Annotated in this window: 14 protein-coding genes; 8 read left to right on the top strand and 6 right to left on the bottom strand. The window is 54.2% G+C overall.

What is annotated here, in order from left to right:
- Positions 1-279: 279 nt before the first annotated feature.
- A complete protein-coding gene (acs, locus tag FFT88_RS21310) occupies positions 280-2,238 on the bottom strand; it encodes an acetate--CoA ligase (protein ID WP_135405653.1) in 1,959 nt (652 codons plus the stop codon).
- A 393-nt stretch (positions 2,239-2,631) separates the two neighbouring features.
- Between acs and nrfA the strand changes: the two genes are divergently transcribed.
- The 8 genes from nrfA to gltP all read left to right on the top strand — a co-directional run bounded on the left by nrfA (position 2,632) and on the right by gltP (position 10,662).
- Positions 2,632-4,068 (top strand): ammonia-forming nitrite reductase cytochrome c552 subunit, encoded by a 1,437-nt coding sequence (gene nrfA, locus FFT88_RS21300; protein ID WP_000196875.1) that lies wholly within the window; start codon positions 2,632-2,634, stop codon positions 4,066-4,068.
- A 44-nt stretch (positions 4,069-4,112) separates the two neighbouring features.
- The gene (gene nrfB / locus FFT88_RS21295; RefSeq protein WP_135405654.1) at positions 4,113-4,679 is read left to right on the top strand and encodes a cytochrome c nitrite reductase pentaheme subunit; all 567 of its coding nucleotides are present in this window, start codon (positions 4,113-4,115) and stop codon (positions 4,677-4,679) included.
- Entirely contained in the window at positions 4,676-5,347 is a 672-nt protein-coding gene (gene nrfC / locus FFT88_RS21290) for a cytochrome c nitrite reductase Fe-S protein (RefSeq protein ID WP_000220281.1), read from the top strand. The genes nrfB and nrfC overlap by 4 nt, the downstream gene beginning before the upstream one ends.
- Positions 5,344-6,300 carry a cytochrome c nitrite reductase subunit NrfD gene (nrfD, locus tag FFT88_RS21285; protein ID WP_023351637.1) on the top strand — a complete coding sequence of 319 codons (957 nt, stop codon included), beginning with the start codon at positions 5,344-5,346 and terminating at the stop codon, positions 6,298-6,300. Before nrfC ends, nrfD begins: the two co-directional genes overlap by 4 nt.
- Positions 6,301-6,319: 19 nt before the next feature.
- Complete coding sequence (locus tag FFT88_RS21280; protein ID WP_135405655.1) at positions 6,320-8,038, top strand: heme lyase CcmF/NrfE family subunit; 1,719 nt, start codon at positions 6,320-6,322, stop codon at positions 8,036-8,038.
- Complete coding sequence (gene nrfF, locus FFT88_RS21275; RefSeq protein WP_135405656.1) at positions 8,031-8,414, top strand: heme lyase NrfEFG subunit NrfF; 384 nt, start codon at positions 8,031-8,033, stop codon at positions 8,412-8,414. Before FFT88_RS21280 ends, nrfF begins: the two co-directional genes overlap by 8 nt.
- Positions 8,411-9,007: a heme lyase NrfEFG subunit NrfG gene (gene nrfG / locus FFT88_RS21270; RefSeq protein ID WP_135385181.1), complete on the top strand. Its 597-nt coding sequence runs from the start codon at positions 8,411-8,413 to the stop codon at positions 9,005-9,007. Before nrfF ends, nrfG begins: the two co-directional genes overlap by 4 nt.
- A 341-nt stretch (positions 9,008-9,348) precedes the next feature.
- Positions 9,349-10,662, top strand: a complete 1,314-nt coding sequence (gene gltP / locus FFT88_RS21265) for a glutamate/aspartate:proton symporter GltP (protein ID WP_130218549.1) — start codon at positions 9,349-9,351, stop codon at positions 10,660-10,662.
- Positions 10,663-11,305: 643 nt separating this feature from the next.
- Here the strand turns inward: gltP and yjcO are convergent.
- The 5 genes from yjcO to mdtN form a co-directional block, all read right to left on the bottom strand.
- Positions 11,306-11,995 carry a Sel1 family TPR-like repeat protein YjcO gene (gene yjcO / locus FFT88_RS21260; RefSeq protein WP_064525643.1) on the bottom strand — a complete coding sequence of 230 codons (690 nt, stop codon included), beginning with the start codon at positions 11,993-11,995 and terminating at the stop codon, positions 11,306-11,308.
- Between the two features lie 93 nt (positions 11,996-12,088).
- On the bottom strand, positions 12,089-14,236 hold the full coding sequence (gene fdhF / locus FFT88_RS21255; protein WP_135405657.1) for a formate dehydrogenase subunit alpha: 2,148 nt from the start codon (positions 14,234-14,236) through the stop codon (positions 12,089-12,091).
- A gap of 197 nt (positions 14,237-14,433) precedes the next feature.
- Positions 14,434-15,900: a multidrug efflux transporter outer membrane subunit MdtP gene (gene mdtP / locus FFT88_RS21250; RefSeq protein WP_130215616.1), complete on the bottom strand. Its 1,467-nt coding sequence runs from the start codon at positions 15,898-15,900 to the stop codon at positions 14,434-14,436.
- On the bottom strand, positions 15,897-17,948 hold the full coding sequence (gene mdtO, locus FFT88_RS21245) for a multidrug efflux transporter permease subunit MdtO (RefSeq protein ID WP_135405658.1): 2,052 nt from the start codon (positions 17,946-17,948) through the stop codon (positions 15,897-15,899). The genes mdtP and mdtO overlap by 4 nt, the downstream gene beginning before the upstream one ends.
- Complete coding sequence (mdtN, locus tag FFT88_RS21240; protein WP_000446360.1) at positions 17,948-18,979, bottom strand: multidrug efflux transporter periplasmic adaptor subunit MdtN; 1,032 nt, start codon at positions 18,977-18,979, stop codon at positions 17,948-17,950. Before mdtN ends, mdtO begins: the two co-directional genes overlap by 1 nt.
- Between the last annotated feature and the right edge of the window lie 7 nt (positions 18,980-18,986).

The following is an 18,986-nucleotide window of genomic DNA, read 5'->3' as shown; positions in this document are numbered from 1 at the left end:
GCGTTTACGCCGCATCCGGCAATCAATGCCTGATGCGTCGCTGTCGCGTCTTATCAGGCCTACAGCCGTTGCCAGAAGTAGGCCGGATAAGGCGTTTACGTCGCATCCGGCAACCAGCGCCTGATGCGACGCTGTCGCGTCTTATCAGGCCTACAACTGTTGCCGAATGTAGGCCGGATAAGGCGTTTACGCCGCATCCGGCAATCAATGCCTGATGCGCCGCTGTCGCGTCTTATCAGGCCTACAAACCGTTACCGACTCGCATCGGGCAATTGTGGGTTACGATGGCATCGCGATAGCCTGCTTCTCTTCAAGCAGCTTCTCGACCACGCCAGGATCGGCAAGCGTCGAGGTATCGCCCAGGTTGCTGGTATCGCCCGCCGCAATTTTGCGCAGAATACGGCGCATAATTTTGCCGGAGCGGGTTTTAGGCAGGGAGTCGGTCCAGTGCAGCACGTCTGGCGTCGCCAGCGGGCCAATCTCTTTACGCACCCAGTTGCGGACTTCTGCGTACAGTTCTGGTGACGGTTCCTCCCCGTGATTAAGCGTGACGTAGGCGTAGATCGCCTGACCTTTAATATTGTGCGGAATACCGACCACAGCGGCTTCGGCAATCTTCGGATGCGCCACCAGCGCCGACTCAATCTCTGCCGTCCCCAGACGGTGACCAGAGACGTTCAGCACGTCGTCCACGCGCCCGGTGATCCAGTAATAGCCATCTTCATCGCGACGCGCGCCGTCGCCGCTGAAATACATATTTTTGAAGGTGGAGAAGTAGGTCTGTTCAAAACGTTCGTGATCGCCAAACAGCGTACGCGCCTGACCCGGCCAGGAGTCGGTGATCACCAGACTGCCTTCAGCGGCACCTTCTTGTGGATTACCTTCGTTATCCACCAGCGCCGGTTGCACGCCGAAAAACGGACGCGTCGCCGAACCGGCTTTCAGCTCAGTAGCGCCAGGCAAAGGCGTAATCATGAAACCGCCAGTTTCGGTCTGCCACCAGGTGTCGACCACCGGGCATTTCTCGTTGCCGATCTTCTTCCAGTACCACTCCCACGCTTCCGGGTTAATTGGCTCGCCCACGGAACCGAGAATGCGCAGCGACGAACGGTCGGTGCCTTCGATCGCTTTATCGCCTTCCGCCATCAGCGCGCGAATCGCCGTGGGCGCGGTGTAAAGAATATTGACCTGATGCTTATCCACCACCTGCGCCATACGGGCAGGCGTCGGCCAGTTCGGTACACCTTCAAACATCAGTGTGGTCGCGCCGCAGGCCAGCGGGCCGTACAGCAAATAACTGTGTCCGGTAACCCAGCCCACATCAGCGGTACACCAGTAGATATCGCCCGGATGATAATCAAAGACATATTTAAAGGTCAGCGCCGCGTACACCAGATAACCGCCGGTAGTGTGCAGCACGCCTTTCGGCTTACCGGTAGAACCGGAGGTGTAGAGAATAAACAGCGGATCTTCGGCGTTCATCTCTTCCGCCTGATGCTGATCGCTGGCTTGCTCAACCAGGTCGTGCCACCACAGGTCGCGCCCTTCCTGCCAGTCAATTTTCCCGCCAGTACGCTTCAGTACCACCACATGTTCAATGCTGGTGACGTTCGGGTTTTTCAGCGCGTCATCAACGTTTTTCTTCAGCGGAATGCTGCGCCCGGCGCGCACACCTTCGTCGGAAGTGATCACCAACCGTGAGTTAGAATCGATGATGCGTCCGGCAACGGCTTCCGGCGAGAAGCCGCCGAAAATCACCGAATGCACCGCGCCAATGCGGGCGCAGGCCAGCATCGCGACTGCGGCTTCCGGCACCATCGGCATATAAATCGCGACTACGTCACCTTTTTTAATGCCCAGCTCGAGCAGGGTATTGGCGAAGCGGCAGACGTCGCGGTGCAGCTCTTTATAGCTGATATGTTTGCTCTGGCTGGCGTCGTCGCCTTCCCAGATGATGGCGGTACGATCGCCGTTTTCTTGCAAATGGCGGTCAAGGCAGTTTGCCGCCAGATTCAGCGTGCCGTCCTCGTACCATTTAATGGACACATTACCGGGGGCAAAGGAGGTGTTTTTCACCTTCTGGTACGGTTTGATCCAGTCGAGAATTTTTCCCTGTTCGCCCCAAAAGGTATCTGGTGCGTTAATTGATTGTTGGTACATCGCCTCGTACTGCTGAGGGCTTATCAGGCAATGGTCTGCGATGTTGGCAGGAATGGTGTGTTTGTGTATTTGGCTCATGCTTTTGTTCTCCTTGTAGGATGTTAATAATATGTGTCATAAGCGTTAAATGTAGGGGTATTGGCAGTTTTGTTTAGTATTTGGGCGGCAGATCACGCAAAAGTAGAATTGTGCAAATAAACGACAGGATTATTTTTGAAGGACACCAACAAAAGTTGGCATTTTCTTTCTGGAACATGCAGTTATGCATGTGTTTGAAATGGAGGAAATTATCGACTAACTCTAAAGTGGTATTTTACATGCACTTACAATTGATTAAAGACAACATTCCGCATGTGGTTATTTGTTACACATAGGGGCGAGCAATGTCATGACAGTGTATGTGCGGTTACTGTCATGAAAAAACAATAAAAACTGCCATTGCCTCAATGGCAAAATTTGGATAAAGCCCCTATGACAAGGATAAAAATAAACGCACGCCGTATCTTCAGCTTGTTGATTCCTTTTTTCTTTTTCACTTCTGTTCACGCTGAACAAACGGCCGCTCCCGCGAAACCTGTAACTGTGGAAGCGAAGAATGAAACCTTTGCCCCACAGCATCCCGATCAATATCTCTCCTGGAAAGCCACCTCGGAACAGTCAGAGCGTGTTGACGCCCTGGCGGAAGATCCACGGCTGGTGATCCTGTGGGCGGGGTATCCCTTCTCGCGCGATTACAACAAGCCGCGTGGACATGCTTTTGCTGTGACCGATGTGCGTGAAACCCTGCGTACCGGTGCGCCGAAAAACGCCGAAGATGGTCCGTTACCGATGGCATGCTGGAGTTGTAAAAGCCCGGATGTGGCGCGTCTGATCCAGAAAGACGGCGAAGATGGCTACTTCCACGGAAAATGGGCGCGCGGCGGCCCGGAAATCGTCAACAACTTAGGTTGTGCCGACTGCCATAACACCGCCTCACCAGAGTTCGCCAAAGGTAAGCCGGAGTTAACCCTTTCCCGTCCATATGCGGCTCGCGCGATGGAAGCCATTGGCAAACCTTTTGAGAAAGCTGGACGTTTCGACCAGCAATCGATGGTTTGCGGTCAGTGCCATGTGGAGTATTACTTCGACGGCAAAAACAAAGCGGTTAAATTCCCGTGGGATGACGGCATGAAAGTCGAAAATATGGAGCAGTATTACGACAAAATTGCCTTCTCTGACTGGACTAACTCCCTGTCAAAAACGCCAATGCTGAAAGCGCAGCACCCGGAATATGAAACCTGGACAGCGGGCATTCACGGTAAAAACAACGTGACCTGTATCGACTGCCATATGCCAAAAGTGCAGAACGCCGAAGGCAAACTCTACACCGACCATAAAATTGGCAATCCGTTTGATAACTTCGCCCAGACTTGTGCGAACTGCCATACCCAGGACAAAGCCGCCTTGCAAAAAGTGGTCGCGGAACGTAAGCAGTCGATTAACGACCTGAAAATCAAGGTTGAAGATCAACTGGTTCACGCTCACTTCGAAGCGAAAGCGGCGCTGGATGCAGGCGCGACGGAAGCCGAAATGAAGCCGATTCAGGACGATATCCGTCATGCCCAGTGGCGTTGGGATCTGGCGATCGCTTCCCACGGTATTCATATGCACGCACCGGAAGAAGGTCTGCGGATGCTCGGTACGGCGATGGATAAAGCGGCGGATGCGCGTACCAAACTGGCGCGTCTGCTGGCGACCAAAGGCATCACCCATGAAATCCAGATCCCGGATATCTCGACCAAAGAGAAAGCCCAGCAGGCCATTGGCCTGAACATGGAACAAATCAAGGCCGAGAAGCAGGACTTCATCAAAACGGTGATCCCGCAGTGGGAAGAACAGGCACGTAAAAACGGTCTGTTAAGCCAATAACCCCGTTCCGCCTCGCAAGGGGCGGAAAACACAATGGAGTGAATATGAGCGTATTACGTTCGTTATTAACTGCCGGGGTGCTGGCGTCGGGCCTGTTGTGGAGCCTGAACGGAATTACCGCTACCCCTGCGGCGCAGGCATCTGGTGATCGCTACGAAGTTACCCAGCAGCGTAACCCGGATGCCGCCTGTCTGGACTGTCATAAGCCAGATACCGAAGGTATGCATGGCAAACATGCTTCCGTTATCAACCCGAATAACAAACTGCCGGTCACCTGCACCAACTGTCACGGTCAGCCATCACCGCAACACCGTGAAGGGGTGAAAGATGTGATGCGCTTTAACGAGCCGATGTACAAGGTTGGTGAGCAGAACAGTGTTTGTATGTCCTGCCATCTGCCGGAACAGTTGCAAAAAGCGTTCTGGCCGCACGATGTTCACGTAACCAAAGTGGCATGCGCCAGCTGCCATTCCCTGCATCCACAGCAAGATATGATGCAGACGTTAAGTGACAAAGGACGGATTAAGATTTGCGTCGATTGCCACAGCGATCAGCGCACCAATCCGAACTTTAACCCGGCGTCTGTTCCGTTGCTTAAGGAGCAGCCATGACCTGGTCACGTCGCCAGTTTCTCACCGGCGTCGGCGTGCTGGCAGCCGTCAGCGGCACCGCAGGGCGCGTGGTGGCGAAAACGTTGAATATCAATGGGGTGCGTTACGGCATGGTGCATGACGAGTCGTTATGTATCGGCTGTACCGCCTGTATGGATGCTTGTCGGGAAGTGAACAAGGTGCCGGAAGGTGTCTCGCGCCTGACGATTATTCGTAGCGAGCCGCAGGGCGAATTTCCTGATGTGAAATATCGCTTCTTCCGTAAGTCTTGCCAGCACTGCGATCATGCGCCGTGCGTTGACGTCTGCCCGACCGGTGCGTCTTTTCGCGATGCCGCCAGCGGGATTGTCGATGTTAACCCGGATCTCTGCGTCGGTTGTCAGTACTGCATCGCCGCCTGTCCGTACCGCGTGCGCTTTATCCATCCGGTCACGAAGACAGCGGACAAATGCGATTTCTGCCGCAAGACCAATTTGCAGGCCGGTAAGCTACCCGCGTGCGTTGAGGCTTGCCCGACGAAGGCGCTGACGTTTGGCAATCTGGACGATCCCAACAGTGAGATTTCGCAACTGCTGCGCCAGAAGCCCACTTACCGCTACAAGCTGGCGCTGGGAACCAAACCGAAGCTGTACCGCGTACCGTTTAAATACGGGGAGGTGAGCCAATGACGCAGACTTCCGCATTTCATTTTGAATCGCTGGTATGGGACTGGCCGATTGCCATCTACCTGTTTTTGATTGGTATTTCTGCCGGTCTGGTGACGCTGGCCGTGCTGTTACGTCGCGTCTACCCGCAGGCGGGTGGTGCAGACAGTACGTTGCTGCGCACCACGCTGATTGTCGGGCCTGGCGCGGTGATCCTCGGTCTGTTGATCCTCGTCTTCCACCTGACAAAGCCGTGGACCTTCTGGAAGCTGATGTTCCACTACAGTTTTACCTCGGTGATGTCGATGGGGGTGATGCTGTTTCAGCTCTACATGGTGGTGCTGGTGCTGTGGCTGGCGAAAATCTTTGAACATGATTTGCTTGCCCTGCAACAACGCTGGTTGCCGAAGCTGGGGATCGTGCAAAAGGTTCTGAGCCTGCTGACGCCCGTTCATCGCGGACTGGAAACATTGATGCTGGTGCTGGCGGTGCTGCTGGGGGCTTATACCGGCTTTCTGCTGTCGGCGCTGAAATCGTATCCGTTCCTCAATAATCCGATCCTGCCAGTGCTGTTCCTCTTCTCCGGCATCTCGTCCGGTGCGGCGGTGGCGCTGATCGCCATGGCGATACGCCAACGCAGTAACCCGCATTCCACGGAAGCGCACTTTGTACACCGTATGGAAATCCCCGTGGTATGGGGTGAAATCTTCCTGCTGGTGGCGTTTTTTGTCGGTCTGGCGCTGGGCGATGACGGTAAAGTGCGTGCGCTGGTGGCGGCATTGGGCGGCGGTTTCTGGACGTGGTGGTTCTGGCTTGGTGTCGCCGGGCTGGGGCTGATTGTGCCAATGTTGCTCAAACCGTGGGTCAATCGCAGTTCCGGCATTCCTGCCGTGCTGGCGGCGTGTGGAGCCAGCCTGGTCGGTGTATTGATGCTGCGCTTTTTCATTCTCTACGCCGGACAGTTAACGGTGGCGTAAGCCAGAAAAGAGGTGGTTTCTGGACGTATTCCTTCCTGAAGTCGGTTTTCTGGCGTTGTTGTTAAGTCTCGGGGTCAACGTGTTGACCCCGTTGACGACCTTCGCGGGAGTGTGGTTGCGCTGGCCTGCCATGATGCGACTCACTTGCATCGGCATTCTGGCGCAGTTCACACTCCTGCTGCTCGCCTTTGGCGTACTGACGTATTGTTTTCTCATCAGCGATTTCTCGGTCATTTATGTCGCCCAACATAGCTACAGCCTGCTGTCGTGGGAACTCAAACTGGCGGCGGTGTGGGGAGGTCATGAAGGTTCGTTGCTACTTTGGGTGCTGTTGCTTTCCGCCTGGAGCACGCTGTTTGCCTGGCATTATCGGCAGCAAACCGATCCGCTATTTCCGCTGACGCTAGCCGTTTTATCTCTCATGCTCGCCGCGCTGCTACTGTTTGTGGTGCTGTGGTCCGATCCCTTCGTGCGGATATTTCCACCAGCAATCGAAGGCCGCGATCTCAATCCGATGCTGCAACATCCTGGTCTTATCTTCCATCCGCCGCTGCTTTATCTCGGCTATGGCGGTTTGATGGTAGCGGCGAGCGTGGCGCTGGCGAGTCTACTGCGCGGCGAGTTTGATGCGGCCAGCGCCCGAATTTGCTGGCGCTGGGCGTTACCTGGCTGGAGCGCATTAACGGCGGGGATCATCCTCGGTTCCTGGTGGGCCTATTGCGAACTGGGCTGGGGCGGCTGGTGGTTCTGGGATCCGGTGGAAAACGCCTCTTTATTACCCTGGCTTTCTGCCACTGCGCTGCTGCACAGTTTGTCCCTGACACGCCAGCGGGGGATTTTCCGCCACTGGTCGCTGCTGCTGGCGATAGTTACTCTGATGCTGTCGCTGCTGGGCACCTTAATTGTCCGTTCTGGCATTCTGGTTTCGGTTCATGCGTTCGCGCTGGATAACGTCCGCGCCGTGCCGTTGTTCAGTCTGTTTGCACTGATTAGCCTTGCGTCTCTGGCTCTGTATGGCTGGCGAGCGCGGGACGGTGGCCCGGCGGTGCGTTTTTCGGTGTTATCGCGGGAAATGTTAATCCTCGCTACGCTGTTGCTGTTTTGCGCAGTGCTACTGATCGTGCTGGTGGGAACGCTTTATCCGATGATTTACGGCCTGCTGGGCTGGGGACGCCTCTCCGTTGGCGCGCCGTATTTTAACCGCGCAACGTTACCGTTTGGTCTGTTGATGCTGGTGGTGATTGTGCTGGCGACGTTTGTCTCTGGCAAACGCGCGCAGCTTCCGGCGCTGCTGGCGCATGCGGGCGCGCTGTTATTTGCCGCCGGGATCGTGGTCTCCAGCGTCAGCCGTCAGGAGATCAGCCTGAATTTACAGCCGGGTCAGCAGGTGACGCTGGCAGGATACACCTTCCGTTTTGAGCGCCTCGATCTGCAAGCCAAAGGCAATTACACCAGCGAAAAAGCGATAGTGGCACTGTTTGACCATCAGCAACGTATTGGTGAATTAACGCCGGAGCGGCGTTTTTACGAAGCTCGTCGTCAGCAAATGATGGAGCCGTCAATTCGCTGGAACGGCATCCATGACTGGTATGCGGTCATGGGTGAAAAAACCGGAGCGGATCGTTACGCTTTTCGTTTGTATGTACAAAGCGGTGTGCGCTGGATCTGGGGTGGAGGATTGTTGATGATTGCGGGCGCATTGTTAAGCGGATGGCAGGGGAGGAAGCACGATGACTAAAGGGCTTCTCATTTTGCTGCTGCTATTTACCTGTTTTGCGCGCGCTCAGGTCGTAGACACCTGGCAATTCGCCAATCCGCAACAACAGCAACAGGCGTTAAATATTGCCAGCCAGTTACGTTGTCCGCAGTGCCAGAATCAAAACTTACTGGAATCCAACGCGCCGGTGGCAGTCAGTATGCGCCATCAGGTGTACAGCATGGTGGAAGAGGGGAAAAGTGAAGTCGAAATCATTGGCTGGATGACCGAACGCTACGGAGATTTTGTTCGCTATAACCCACCGTTAACCGGTCAGACGCTGGTGTTGTGGGCGCTGCCAGTGGTGTTGTTACTGCTGATGGCACTGATCCTCTGGCGAGTGAGGGCGAAGCGATGAAACAGTCACAAATACCGGTGAAAATGCTGACAACACTCACGATTTTGATGGTATTTCTCTGTATCGGCAGTTATCTGTTAAGCCCAAAATGGCAGGCGGTACGTGCGGAGTATCAGCGTCAGCGCGATCCGCTGCATCAGTTTGCCAGCCAGCAAACCCCGGAAGCGCAGCTTCAGGCATTGCAGGATAAAATCCGCGCTAATCCACAAAACAGCGAACAGTGGGCGTTACTGGGCGAGTACTATCTGTGGCAAAACGATTACAGCAATGCGCTGCTGGCGTACCGTCAGGCGTTGCAACTACGCGGTGAGAACGCTGAACTGTATGCGGCGCTGGCGACGGTGCTTTATTACCAGGCCAGCCAGCATATGACCGCCCAGACTCGCGCAATGATCGACAAAGCCCTCGCGCTGGACAGTAATGAAATCACCGCCCTGATGCTGCTGGCTTCAGATGCGTTTATGCAGGCGAACTACGCGCAAGCCATCGAACTATGGCAAAAAGTGATGGATCTCAACTCACCGCGAGTTAACCGAACACAGCTGGTTGAGTCGATTAATATGGCAAAACTGCTACAGCGGCGATCGGATTAATCATCCGGCGTTGAAGATTATGTCATTGAGCTGCATAAAAAATAATCGAATGAACATATGCCAAAAATAATCACTAATTAGTATTATTGCAGATTAAACAAATAAAAATCTTTCCATAACAAATGGTTATTCATTAATCCTGCCATAAACTCGCGTTATTATGCATTAATGCAGCGAAAAGCTCTGTTGTTAAAGGGTTGCGCAACATACCGCGCAAATGATACTGATCATAAGCGTTAAAAAAATCTACAAACCAACGCAACACAATTCATGCCCTGGCAGTATGTCACGTTCTCGCGTTTCTGAACGGGGAACGGCGCTCCATTGAGGAAGTCATTCATATGAAAAATATAAAATTCAGCCTGGCCTGGCAGATTCTGTTTGCTATGGTGCTGGGCATTCTCCTGGGAAGCTACCTGCACTACCATAGCGACAGTCGCGACTGGCTGGTCGTCAATTTGCTTTCTCCAGCGGGTGATATCTTCATCCACCTGATCAAAATGATTGTTGTGCCGATTGTAATTTCCACGCTGGTGGTCGGTATCGCAGGTGTCGGTGACGCCAAACAGCTCGGGCGAATTGGTGCGAAAACCATTATCTACTTCGAGGTGATCACCACCATCGCTATCATTTTGGGGATCACTCTGGCGAACGTCTTCCAGCCCGGTGCCGGGGTGGATATGTCGCAGCTGGCGACCGTCGATATCTCGAAATATCAGAGCACTACGGAAGCAGTCCAAAGCAGTTCCCACGGCATTATGGGGACGATTTTGTCGCTGGTGCCGACGAACATTGTGGCGTCGATGGCGAAAGGCGAAATGCTGCCAATCATCTTCTTCTCGGTGCTGTTTGGTTTGGGGCTTTCCTCCCTGCCTGCGTTGCATCGTGAACCGCTGGTGACCGTGTTCCGCTCTATCTCTGAAACCATGTTTAAAGTGACGCACATGGTGATGCGCTATGCCCCAGTGGGTGTGTTTGCGCTGATTGCGGTGACGGTGGCTAACTTTGGTTTCTCTTCTCTGTGGCCACTGGCGAAACTGGTGCTGCTGGTGCATTTCGCCATTCTGTTCTTCGCGCTGGTAGTGCTGGGAATTGTGGCGCGCCTGTGCGGGTTAAGCGTCTGGATCCTGATTCGTATTCTGAAAGATGAGCTGATTCTGGCGTACTCCACTGCCAGCTCCGAAAGCGTGCTGCCGCGAATTATTGAGAAGATGGAAGCCTACGGCGCCCCGGCGTCGATCACCAGCTTCGTGGTACCGACCGGTTACTCTTTTAACCTTGATGGTTCGACGCTGTATCAAAGTATTGCTGCTATCTTCATCGCGCAGTTGTATGGCATTGACCTGTCTATCTGGCAGGAAATCATTCTGGTGCTGACGCTGATGGTGACCTCGAAAGGGATTGCTGGCGTGCCGGGCGTGTCGTTTGTGGTGCTGCTGGCAACGCTGGGTAGCGTAGGTATTCCGCTGGAAGGTCTGGCGTTTATTGCCGGTGTTGACCGTATCCTCGACATGGCGCGTACCGCGCTGAACGTGGTAGGTAATGCGCTGGCGGTGCTGGTGATTGCCAAGTGGGAACACAAATTTGACCACAAAAAAGCGATGGCCTACGAGCGTGAAGTGCTGGGCAAATTTGATAAGACTGCGGATCAGTAATTGAAGATTGCCGGGAACATCCACCCGGCAATGTGTGGATGCCTGATGCGACGCTTGCCGCGTCTTATCAGGCCTGCGCCAGACAGCGCAATAGTTTGATTTAGCGTGATTTTGTAGGTCGGATAAGGCGTTTACGCCGCATCCGACACCAATGCCTGATGCGACACTTGCCGCGTCTTATCAGGCCTACTCCAGACAGCGCAAAAGCCTGAATTAGCGTGATTTTTGTAGGTCGGATAAGGCGTTTACGCCGCATCCGACATCAACGCCTGATGCGACGCTGCCGCGTCTTATCAGGCCTACGCCAGACTGCGCAATAGCCTGATTTAGCGTGATTTTGTAGGTCGGATAAGGCGTTTACGCCGCATCCGACATCAATGCCTGATGCGACGCTTGCCGCGTCTTATCAGGCCTACGCCAGACAGCGCAATAGACTGATTTAGCGTGATTTTGTAGGTCGGATAAGGCGTTTACGCCGCATCCGACATCAATGCCTGATGCGACGCTTGCCGCGTCTTATCAGGGCTACGCCAGACAGCGCAATAGTTTGATTTAGCGTGATTTTGTAGGTCGGATAAGGCGTTTACGCCGCATCCGACATCAATGCCTGATGCGACGCTTGCCGCGTCTTATCAGGGCTACCTTAACCATTGGTTAATTTTTCAAACTCTTCACACCCGGTATCAAACCCTTCCATACAGCTCAGGTTCAACCAGTGCAGCGCCTTCTGTTTGTTCTTCTCGATAAAACCTTCTTCACCGTTTAAGAACATCATTCCTGCCCAGTACTCGGAATAACCGGTACGGGAAATCGCAGAGCTACGCTTGAAATACCAGGTCGCTTTCTCATCATCGGCCTTAATGCCTATGCCGTTGGCGTAAATCAAACCAAGCAGCATCTGGGCATCGACGGCGGAGTCGTTCTCCAGATCTTCCGAGGCGTTTTCTAACAGCGAAATCGCCTTCGGATAATCCGGTTTACCTGCCTGAGTATTCACCAGAATATGTGCCAGCGTCACTTCACCTTCTTTACTGCCCGCTTGCGCTGCTTTTTCGGCGAGAATTTTTGCTTGTGGATAGTCCAGACTGACCGGATTGGTAATTTTAATCTGCGCCAGCAGCGCGCAGGCATCGGCATCACCACTGTCGGCGGCTTTCTGTGCCCAATATTCGGCTTTGCTCAAATCGCCGGAGCTAAACCAGCTGTCGGCAAGAAAATATTGTGCGCGTCTGTCTCCGGCCTCTGCCGCCTTTACATACTGGCTGCCAGGCTCAGAGTCATTCGCGTGGGCAAAGAATGTCAAAAACAACATCAATGCGATAATTTTTTTCATTTTGATAATACGATTGGGTAGGGTGTATCCAGTATAAAGAGTTCGAATGGATAAAAAAACAGCCTCCCAGAGGAGGCTGTAGAAGGGACTTATTTATGCCAGTGCCGCTTCGCGTAGGCGAGTTTTCAACTTGTTGTACTCGTCAATCACGTACTGCTCGGCGGCGCGCTGATCGGCGATCGGCTCGACGCGCACGGCGCAGTATTTGTACTCCGGCGTTTTCGTAATCGGGCTTAAGTTCTCGGTAACCAGCTCGTTACAGGCGCCAATCCACCACTGGTAGGTCATGTAAATCGCCCCTTTGTTAGGACGTTCGCTGACCTGCGCACGGGTGATAATTTTGCCTTTACGCGAGTGCACCCAAACCAATGCCTCATCTTCAATACCCAGACGTTTGGCGTCTTCGGTATTGATTTGTGCGTAGCCAGGTTCATCAGCCAGCGCCGCCAGTGCCGCACAGTTACCGGTCATCGAACGGCAAGAGTAGTGGCCAACTTCACGCACCGTTGACAGTACCATCGGGTACTCGTCGGTGAGTTTGTCGATTGGCGCTACCCAGTCGCAGGTGAAGAACTGCGCCAGACCGTTCGGGGTATCAAACTTCTCTTTAAACAGATAAGAAGTCCCCTGATCGGCATCTGACGTATCGCGGCAAGGCCACTGAATGAAGCCCAGTTCGCCCATTTTCTCGTAAGTCGCACCGTAGAAATCCGGGCACAGATGACGCAACTCGTCCCAGATCTCCTGGGTGTTGTTGTAGTGCATCGGATAACCCATACGGGTGGCGATTTCACTGATAATCTGCCAGTCCGTTTTCAGATCCCACTTCGGTTCAACCGCCTTGAAGAAACGCTGGAAGCCACGGTCAGCCGCAGTATAGACACCTTCATGCTCGCCCCACGACGTTGACGGTAAAATGACATCCGCCGCCGACGCGGTTTTGGTCATAAAGATGTCCTGAACGATGACCAGTTCCAGATCTTCAAAGGCTTTACGGACTGCCGACAGTTCCGCATCCGTTTGCAGCGGATCTTCGCCCATAATGTACGCGGCACGCACTTCGCCATGCGCTGCGCGGTGCGGCAGCTCGCTGATGCGATAGCCGGTATGAGCAGGCAGGCTTTCTACGCCCCAGGCTTTGGCGAATTTCTCGCGGTTAGCCGGATCTTTCACGTACTGGTATCCCGGATACGTATCCGGCAGCGCGCCCATATCACAGGCGCCCTGCACGTTGTTCTGACCACGAACCGGGTTAACGCCCGCATGCGGCTTACCGAGGTTACCGGTCAGCATTGCGAGGCTGGTCAGAGAACGCACGGTTTCCACGCCCTGATAGAACTGGGTCACACCCATGCCCCACAGAATAGATGCGCTTTCCGCCTGGGCATACATCCGCGCCGCCTGACGAATCTCACTGGCGCTAACGCCGGTGATATCTTCAACCGACTCCGGCGTGTAGCCTTCAACGATTTTACGATACTCTTCAAAGCCTTCCGTACGGGAAGCGACGAACGCTTTGTCGTACAGATTTTCTTCAATAATGACATGACCCATCGCATTCAACAGCGCGATGTTCGAGCCGTTTTTCAGTGCGATGTGCATGTCAGCAATGCGCGCGGTTTCAATTTTGCGCGGATCGCAGACGATAATTTTCGCCCCGTTACGTTTAGCGTTAATCACGTGATTCGCCACGATAGGGTGGGAATCCGCCGGGTTGTACCCGAAAACGAACACTAAATCGGTATTATCAATTTCGTTAATGGCATTGCTCATTGCGCCGTTACCGACCGATTGGTGCAGACCTGCAACCGATGGGCCGTGTCAGACGCGAGCGCAGCAGTCAACGTTATTGGTACCAATAACGGCGCGCGCAAATTTTTGCATTACATAGTTGGTTTCGTTACCCGTACCACGCGAGGAGCCTGTCGTCTGGATGGCATCCGGACCGTACTTCTCTTTGATGGCGCTCAGGCGCTCGGCAACGTAATTCAGTGCCTCATCCCAGGAAACAGGTTCGAGTTTGCCGCCACGCTGGCGACGGATCATGGGGGTTTTCAGGCGCGGGGTCAGGATCTGGGTATCGTTAATAAAATCCCAGCCATAATAACCCTTCAGACACAGAGTACCCTGGTTGGTTTTCCCCTGCGCTGCCTCCGCCCGGACGATTTTGCCGTTATCGACGACCAGGTTGATTTTGCAACCTGATGCGCAATAGGGGCAAACCGTGACGACTTTTTTCATCAGTCTCGCTCCAGTTAATCAAATCACGCATACGCGCTCTCGACCACAGTATGCATCTTTTATGCCACATTTTATTTGAGGCTATTCCCTGATATTACGGGCACTATTTATTCAAAACTCTGACGAAAAACAGGCTGTCGTCAGTTTTGACGTGACGAAACGAAATACCGCGTGACAGCCATCACGCGGCAGACATTTTATTTTTTCTCAACGACGGGAGCCGCCTGATACCCGCCGCCCAGCGATTTCATCAACTGAATACTTTGAATCACACGGCGGCTGTCCAGCATCAGTAATGACATCTCTTCGGAAAGCACCGGCAACTGAGCTTCGGTGGCCAGTAAGCGGCTGGTTAGACCGCGTTGGTAGGCGGCGTCGGCGGCACGCTGGGTGAAGCGGGTTGCTTCTACGCGTTCTGCCTGCATCTCCCGCTCGTCGTTGAGCGTTTGCAGACGCGTGCCATTGACTGCAACGTCGCGCACCGCGTTCAGTACTGACTGGTTGTAACGTTCAATCATCATGTTGCTGGCGGCGCGAGTGCCTTCGAGATTGGCATTCAACCGTCCACCGTCAAACAGCGGCAATTTCAGACCCGGGATGAAGTTGAACTGGCGACTGGTTTTTTTGAATAAGGTATCCAGGTGGATGGAGTCCAGACCGAAAAACGCTTTGATATCAAAGCTCGGATAGAACAACGCCCGCGCGGAATCTACCTGATCTAATGACGCCTGAACATACCAGCGCATGGCTTGCAGATCCGGGCGTCTGGCGAGCAACTCATAAGAGAGCGTCGCCGGAATGCCGGTCTGTACTTGCGGTAATGCCACCGGCTTGATCTCCGGCATATCGCTGGCCCCCGCGCCAATCAATGCGCGCAGAGATTCTCGCGTTTCGGTGATTTGCCCTTTGACGGCAGCAATTTGTTTATCGACGGCCAGAATCTGCGCCCGCGCGCCGTGGAAAGGCACTTGCGCTTCCAGACCGTGCGCCACTTTGCTCTGGTGCGCTTTCACCGCGTAATCAATCACATCGCGAGTTTGCTCTAACAGATCAAGCATCTGATAGCTGGCCTGCATACTGTAATAAAGCTGCGCTACGCCCGTGGTCAGCGATAGCTCTACTGCTGCGGTTTCTGCCAGCGCGGCATTATGCGCGCCAATAGCGGCGGCAACCGCCGAGCGATGTACACCCCACAAATCGAGATCCAGTCCGGCAAACAAACCTACTGTGGCTTCCGTATAGTATGGCCCGTCCATACCCAGTGCTGGCGCATCCATTGAATAAGGGCTTAAGAAACCGTTCGCCGAGACACGTTGGCGGTTGAGCATCCCTAACGCCGCCACCTGTAATTGTGAACCGGCATCTAACAGGTCGGCCTGCGATTGCGCTTTTTCTTCCCGCAGTTTCGCTTCAGCAAGCGTGTGTGAACCTTGCAGTGTGCGCTGGATCAGGGCATCCAGTTGCGGATCGTTAAATTGTTTCCACCACTGCGCCTGCGGCCAGCCGGAACTGGCCAGATGAATATCATCGGCAAGTTTGATTTGTTCCGGTTTGAGCTGTTGATGAGGCGCAGAATCCTTACGAACCAGGGCACAGCCGGAAATCAGCGTCGTGCTGCCGAGAATGCTGCACAACAGCAGGCGTGAAAGTTGACGATTGATCATTGCGTGGCTCCTTGTGCCTGTTCCGTGGCGGGCGTTAATGCCGGGGCTGTCCAGTCTGGCAAGCGGGCGAAAAGCTGGCAGACGTGTTGCTCCTGTTTTAATAAGGTCGGCAGGATGGCCTGCGAGGCGGGTGTTTCTTCAAGCGTTATTTGAGGAGAACGGCTGAGTGCGGTTGCCAGACCGGCGGCGTATTTCTCCAGTGCGTCGGCAAACTGACCTGCTCTGTCCGGCTGTAGTGCGTTATCCAGCGCCTGCGCCGAGTTCCAGGTCGCATCCCAGGCGTGAAGAATGTCGCGTCCCTGACGAATAACCGTTTGCGAACGTTCAATCAGTAAGGCGCGTTCTTCGCTGTCCAGTTGACGCTCCAGCGCCACGCGTTGGCACATCTCTTCACAGGCATTAAACGCCGCATGCAGACCTATGCGAATTTGCAGATAAGTGCGCAGAGCCGTGGCTTCTTGCTGGCGTGGGATCCGCATTACTTTACTTAACATACCCAGCGCGCCAGCCAGTTTTTGCGGCAGCGTGCGCGCTTCACTTTCAGGCCAGACAAAGGAGTAAATCACCGCGGACACCACGGTACCAATGATGATACCCAGGGCGCGATCGCGAATTTCCACCAGGTCGTACACCGGGCCAAAAACGTTTTCGAGCGTGGCGAGCGCGAAGGTGACCACCATCTGTGTGCCGATATAAGAAGAACGTTCAGAGCTGGTGGCAATCCATGCGCCCAACAGGAAAATCGGTGCCAGCACAAACAGCAATTCGACAATATTGTCCAGCCAGGGCATGACCAGTAGCGTGAATAACAGCGCCAGAATCGCGCCGCAAAAAGCCCCGCCAAAACGCAGCACCATCTTCTGGTACGACGAACCGACGTTCGGGTTAGCGACGATCACGCAGGTCAGCATACAGGTGTGAATGCCTTCCCAGTCGACGCCGCTGTAGAAGGTGTAACAGATCAAACAGGCGAGCAGCGTTTTTACCGCGTAGCGAATATAGTCTGGATTGGTAAAAGCATCGGCGACCATTGACGGCGGTTTGGCTGCGGTCGTTGGCGGCGTATTCGGGTCCATCTGACCCAGTTGCAACAACGTCTGGCAGATATTCTCCAGGTTACATTCCCGTGCTGCCATCGCTTCACTTTCACTGATCCGCCAGTCGCTTTGCCAGCACCGACCTTCGGCAATGGCATGTTGCAGTTTGTTGATTTCTGAGGCTAATTTTTGCCGAAATTCAATGATTGCCTGAGAATCAGCAAAAGAGGTGGGATCGTAGCGATTCAGCGTCGAGTAAATGTAGGTTACCGTTGCCACGCAGCTTTGCCACCATGCGCTCTGGGTTCGCCAGTTGGCATCGTCCGCGAGACAAAAGACATTGAGTTTTTGCAGCGCCAGCGCCTCTCTTTCAATCCGCGTTTCGGGTAGCGGTGCGAGGCTGTCCGTCAGGTGGCTAATGGCATCATCAAGCCGATCATTAAGCGCCTGATGCATTTGCGTAATGGCACGACTGGGAAACCACAGCACGCCGATTAACGTCATCAATAACGTCGGGTAGAGGCCGACAACAATACACCACAGCGTTAAGCGCACGACCACTTCCGGATAGTCGAGCATGGCGGGGAAGGTTTGCCCGTAAATAGCGACAATGGCAACGGCGAAAAAGACCAGCCCCAGCCGATGGGTGCGCATCAAAAACATGCAGCCCATCAGGATCGGTCCGGCGATGATCAATCGGATCAACGGTTCGCCGTATGACCATTTGTAGATAAAAAACAGGCTGGCGATCTCCAGCACCGTGGCGACCACAAATAAGATCGCTACAAATTTGGTGTAAAACGCGTTCGACTGAATACCGTAAAACAGCACTGCCAGCGATAACGCCACAAAAGGGATCTCAAAGGTCATCGAGATCAGAATCACCAGCAGGCAGCCTACCCAGAGTTGCACGGTTTGCGGCACGCGGCCTGGTCGCCGCTCGCTTAACTCTTCATGAAAGAACGCCAGTAGCCTGACCACCGGTAATGGCAGGGAGTTGAGCGCGCTCATTATTGCGGCTCAAGATTAGCGACTGCCGAAGCGCCGATGCGGAACATTTCCGGATCAGGTTTATCAACCATGATTTTGACCGGAAAACGCTGGGCGACGCGGACCCAGTTAATAGACCGTGACACTTTCGGCAGGCCGCCCAGCACCAGGCCGCCGTCATCCGGTAGCACGCCGTAGCCAATCGAATCCACTTTACCCTCGAAGGTTTTGCCGCTGTCGCTCATCAGGCGAATCGTTGCGGGTGTACCTGAGCGAATATTTTTCAGATCGGTTTCGCGGAAGTTGGCGATCACGTACCAGTGACGAGTGTCGATTAGGGTGAAAATAGGGCGCATGGCAGAAGCAAATTGCCCAACCGAGGTTTTGAGGGAAATGACCCGGCCATCAAACGGCGCGCGAACGGTCGCCATTTCCAGATGCAGTTTGGTCAGCGCGATATCCGCTTCGACCGCCGCACGTTGGGCGACCAGTGCATCGACGCCGCTGACGGCGCTGGCGGCTGACTGCGCCTGTAACAATACGGCATTAAGATCCGCTTCTGCGGCGCGCTGCGCCGTTCTTGCACGGTCAACGTCTTCCGCTGAGACAAAACCTTCTTTCAGTAATGGCTCGGTGCGGCGTAATGTATCGCTGGCCTGTTTTGCCGCGGCACGGGCTTTTTCTACCGTGGCATTAACCGAGTCGGCACCAAACTGTTGCGCGTCAACGCTACGCTGGGTGAGCATAATTTGCTTATCCAGCGCCGCGAGGGAGGCTTCGGCTTTCGCCAGATTGGCTTCGTACGGGCGCGGGTCGATGCGGAACAGCAAATCGCCCTGTTTGACTGCCTGGTTGTCGGTGACCGCCAGTTCTACAATGCGACCGCTGACTTCCGGCACCACATCAATGGTATCTGCTGACGCGTAAGCGTCATTAGTTGATGGCGCACTGTCTACGCGCCAGATAACGAAAACAAGGGCAACCAGCGCCAACGCAACCACTAACAGAGCAGGGAATTTACTGCGAGGAGCTTTTTTCGGCGTACTTTCCATGAGCGCG

The sequence above is a fragment of the Escherichia sp. E4930 genome, assembly GCF_005845405.1.
Taxonomy (GTDB): domain Bacteria; phylum Pseudomonadota; class Gammaproteobacteria; order Enterobacterales; family Enterobacteriaceae; genus Escherichia.
This window is presented reverse-complemented; position numbering and strand designations above follow the sequence as displayed.

Coding starts and splice junctions, on each gene's coding strand:
- nrfF (WP_135405656.1), top strand. CDS start 8,031: ATGACTAAAGGGCTTCTCATTTTGCTGCTGCTATTTACCTGTTTTGCG.
- nrfC (WP_000220281.1), top strand. CDS start 4,676: ATGACCTGGTCACGTCGCCAGTTTCTCACCGGCGTCGGCGTGCTGGCA.
- nrfA (WP_000196875.1), top strand. CDS start 2,632: ATGACAAGGATAAAAATAAACGCACGCCGTATCTTCAGCTTGTTGATT.
- nrfD (WP_023351637.1), top strand. CDS start 5,344: ATGACGCAGACTTCCGCATTTCATTTTGAATCGCTGGTATGGGACTGG.
- nrfB (WP_135405654.1), top strand. CDS start 4,113: ATGAGCGTATTACGTTCGTTATTAACTGCCGGGGTGCTGGCGTCGGGC.
- yjcO (WP_064525643.1), bottom strand. CDS start 11,995: ATGAAAAAAATTATCGCATTGATGTTGTTTTTGACATTCTTTGCCCAC.
- mdtN (WP_000446360.1), bottom strand. CDS start 18,979: ATGGAAAGTACGCCGAAAAAAGCTCCTCGCAGTAAATTCCCTGCTCTG.
- mdtP (WP_130215616.1), bottom strand. CDS start 15,900: ATGATCAATCGTCAACTTTCACGCCTGCTGTTGTGCAGCATTCTCGGC.
- gltP (WP_130218549.1), top strand. CDS start 9,349: ATGAAAAATATAAAATTCAGCCTGGCCTGGCAGATTCTGTTTGCTATG.
- acs (WP_135405653.1), bottom strand. CDS start 2,238: ATGAGCCAAATACACAAACACACCATTCCTGCCAACATCGCAGACCAT.
- mdtO (WP_135405658.1), bottom strand. CDS start 17,948: ATGAGCGCGCTCAACTCCCTGCCATTACCGGTGGTCAGGCTACTGGCG.
- nrfG (WP_135385181.1), top strand. CDS start 8,411: ATGAAACAGTCACAAATACCGGTGAAAATGCTGACAACACTCACGATT.